Source organism: uncultured Holdemanella sp., from assembly GCF_958348295.1.
Classification (GTDB): domain Bacteria; phylum Bacillota_I; class Bacilli_A; order Erysipelotrichales; family Erysipelotrichaceae; genus Holdemanella.
Map to the genome: position 1 here is coordinate 1 of NZ_CATVYQ010000089.1, position 3,490 is coordinate 3,490.

The following is a 3,490-nucleotide window of genomic DNA, read 5'->3' on the forward strand; positions in this document are numbered from 1 at the left end:
TCGATTGGTGTTTTTTATCAACATTGATGTATTAATTTTCTAATGTATTATACAATAATCACAGTTTTTGTTCAATCATTTCCTGCAACGTCGTTTGACGCACTCTTTTCTGTTTTAACTTAACTTGTGTCTCAAACAACTGCTTATTTCCTATAATATACAATTGTTTTTTAGCACGAGAAATTGCTGTATACAATAAACGTTTCTCCAACATATTTTTCGCATTCACATCCACAATACAAAATACTGTCTGATATTCATTACCCTGGGATTTATGTACACTAATACACCACGCATGCTTTAGGTAATATAGAAAATCTGTAGAGAAGTCAACCACATTGTTTGTGAAATCAACTGAGATTACATTTCGTTTCGTATCAATCTCAAGAATCGTACCAATATCACCATTATAAACATCATCATCTGGAAGATTTTTCAACAACATGACTTTATCGTTTTCTCTAAAAATTGTTGTTCCAACCTTCATTTGATTTTTTTGCGGACTTTTTGGATTAAATAAAACCTGCATCTGACGATTGATCTCATCAATACCCGCTACTCCTTTATACATTGGAGCAAGTATCTGCATTGAATCCAAATCCATATCTTTAACATAATCAATCAGTGCTTCCATGATTTTTGGTGTTGACCTTTCTACAAAAGTTACACCATCCTCATAATGACAAGTACTTTCTTCACGAATTTCTTTGGCTAATGTCACAATACCGGACCCATTCGATTGTCTAAAGATTTTTTTTAAATGTACCGTATCAATCACATTGGATTTTATCAGATCCTCTAAAACTTTCCCAGGGCCAACACTCTCCAACTGATCTTCATCACCTATTAATAGAATACGACAACGATTTGGCAATGCTTTTAATAATTGTGCAAACAAGTGTGTATCCACCATACTAAACTCATCCACAATAATAAAATCTACATCCAAAGGTTCATCCTCATTTTTACCAAATGTATTATCCTCTAAATTCCACTGCAACAATGAATGAATGGTTCTAGAATCACAATTGGATAATTGTGCTAATCTTTTTGAAGCTCTTCCTGTAGGTGCGCAAAGCTGAATCTTTGCTTCTGGATAGATATCTTTGGCAATCTCTAATATTCCCTTTACTGTTGTCGTCTTACCTGTACCTGGCCCACCCGTTAAAATCATAAAAGAACGATCAAAAAATAATTGAATCGCATCTTTTTGTTCTTGATCATACGTGATGGCTAACGCAAATTCAACCTGTTGAATACGATTTTCTACATCCACCTGCTCAACATTAAACAAATGATTCTGTAATTCTTTTGCGATTGTTACTTCATCTTCATGTAAAGTAAATGGATAGATCCTTGTATTTTCTACATACAAATACTGCATAACCACCAAACGATCAATACTTTCTTGAATCAATTCTTCACTCACACCTTGTACATTTGAAAAGATAGTCGCAAATGTAATATATGTATTTCCAGTTGCCATCGACAATTGTCTAGCCAATTCATAGATATAGGCATCTAATCTTCTTGGATCCTCGCTCGATAAACCAATGGCACTTGCCATCTTACAAGCCGTCTTATATCCAAAACCATATACTTCATAATATGGTTTAAAACAATCTTCTTCAATCACTTTTAATACATCATCATACGTATCAAGCAACATCTGAATTTGCCTAGAACTCAATCCATATTTCAATAATTTGGCATAAGCCTCATTAAAACCAGTAAATTCTTGAATCCCTTTTTTTATAATTGAAATCTTCTTTTCAGAAAGATTAGGAACCTGATTTAAAATTGTAGGATCCTTGTGAATTTTCTCCAAACAATTCTCACCCAACATTTCATAAATAGATTCCGCCGTCTTTTTGCCAATTGTAGGAAAGTTTTCACCACAAAGAAAATGAATGATTGAATCCGAATTATCCGGCAATTTCTTTTTAGCTATATCCACACGAAATTGCTCCCCATATTTAGGATGCTTAATATATTCCCCTTCAAGAATATATTCCTGATCTTCGACTGGATCTTCGATTCTTCCTGCGGCTGTAAAATTATGATATGTTTTTAGCTCCGAAAAACCAGCTACAACATAATGATTGGCTTTATTTTCAAATATGATATATTCAAGCCTAGCCTCGATGTCCATTGGCTGTCTCCATAATCAATTGATTTAAATTCTTGCCATTCTTAAATACTTCTTCAATGACACCACCACCAATACATTTATCGCCATCATAGAAAACTGCTTCCTGACCTTCAGTAACAGACGCAATTGTTTGTGGATATTTGACCAAAACACTTGTATCATCCAATCTTTCAATTTCAATATCCTGATCTTTTTGACGATATCTAAACTTACAAGTGCACTTCGTAGGAATCTCATCTAAACTAGGTAAGATCCAGTTGATACCTTTTACGATACAAGAATCTGAATATAATAAATCTCTTTGATCTGTACGACATACATAAAGAATATTCTTTACAACATCTTTTCCAACCACAAACCAAGGGCCTTTTTCATGATCAATATTCAATCCTTTTCGTTGTCCAATTGTGTAATATAAAACACCGACATGACGGGCAATCACTTTACCTGTATTGACATCAACAATATCACCATCTTTACTAGGAAGATAATTCGATAAAAATTGTCTAAAATTTCTTTCTCCAATGAAACAAATACCCGTACTATCCTTTTTTGTCGCCACAGATTCTAAATTCAATTCAGAAGCAATCTGACGAATTTCAGGCTTTTCTAGATTTGCCAACGGAAAAATTGTTTTTGCAATCTTACTCTTTTCTACCTGACACAAAAAATACGTTTGATCTTTATTTTGATCTTTAGCTCGCGTTAAATATGTAAAGCCATTATCCTCTTTAAAGTTTGAAGCATAATGCCCTGTAGCCACCTTGTCAAACCCCTGTTTCATAGCATATTCAAAAAATGAATCAAATTTTATATATTTATTACACAAAATATCTGGATTTGGTGTACGACCCTTCTCATATTCACTTAAAAAAGTTTTAAACACATTATCCCAATATTCCTCAATAAAATCGACACGCTGCAAAGGAAGATCCAAATGATTTGCGACTGCTAATGCATCTAAATAATCCTGTTCCTGAGGACAAGTATCATCTTTGATTGTAGGATTTCCTGCAATATCATTATTCGCAAAACTATCCCAGTTACGCATAAAACAACACGTTACATCATACCCTTGTTTTTTTAATAAATAAGCTGCAACCGCAGAATCTACTCCACCACTTAATCCAACTAATACTTTCATATGTAATCCTCCAACTATCAAAAATTATATCATAAAAAAGGACCAAGCCCGAAAAACTTGATCCAACAATTCAAAATGGTGCCCAGGGCCGGACTCGAACCGGCACGGTATCGCTACCGGTGGATTTTGAGTCCACTGCGTCTACCAATTTCACCACCCGGGCAAAAGAAATACTAAATTTTAAATGGTGCCCA

At 34.2% G+C, this 3,490-nt stretch carries 2 protein-coding genes and 1 tRNA gene; all 3 read right to left on the bottom strand.

Annotation, left to right across the window (positions count from 1 at the left end):
* Nucleotides 1-58: 58 nt before the first annotated feature.
* Nucleotides 59-2,152, bottom strand: coding sequence for an ATP-dependent RecD-like DNA helicase (locus tag Q3907_RS10575; RefSeq protein ID WP_301898244.1), 2,094 nt, complete (start codon nt 2,150-2,152; stop codon nt 59-61).
* Entirely contained in the window at nt 2,136-3,296 is a 1,161-nt protein-coding gene (mnmA, locus tag Q3907_RS10580; protein ID WP_295647288.1) for a tRNA 2-thiouridine(34) synthase MnmA, read from the bottom strand. Before mnmA ends, Q3907_RS10575 begins: the two co-directional genes overlap by 17 nt.
* Nucleotides 3,297-3,372: 76 nt before the next feature.
* Nucleotides 3,373-3,459 (bottom strand) — tRNA-Leu (locus Q3907_RS10585).
* Between the last annotated feature and the right edge of the window lie 31 nt (nt 3,460-3,490).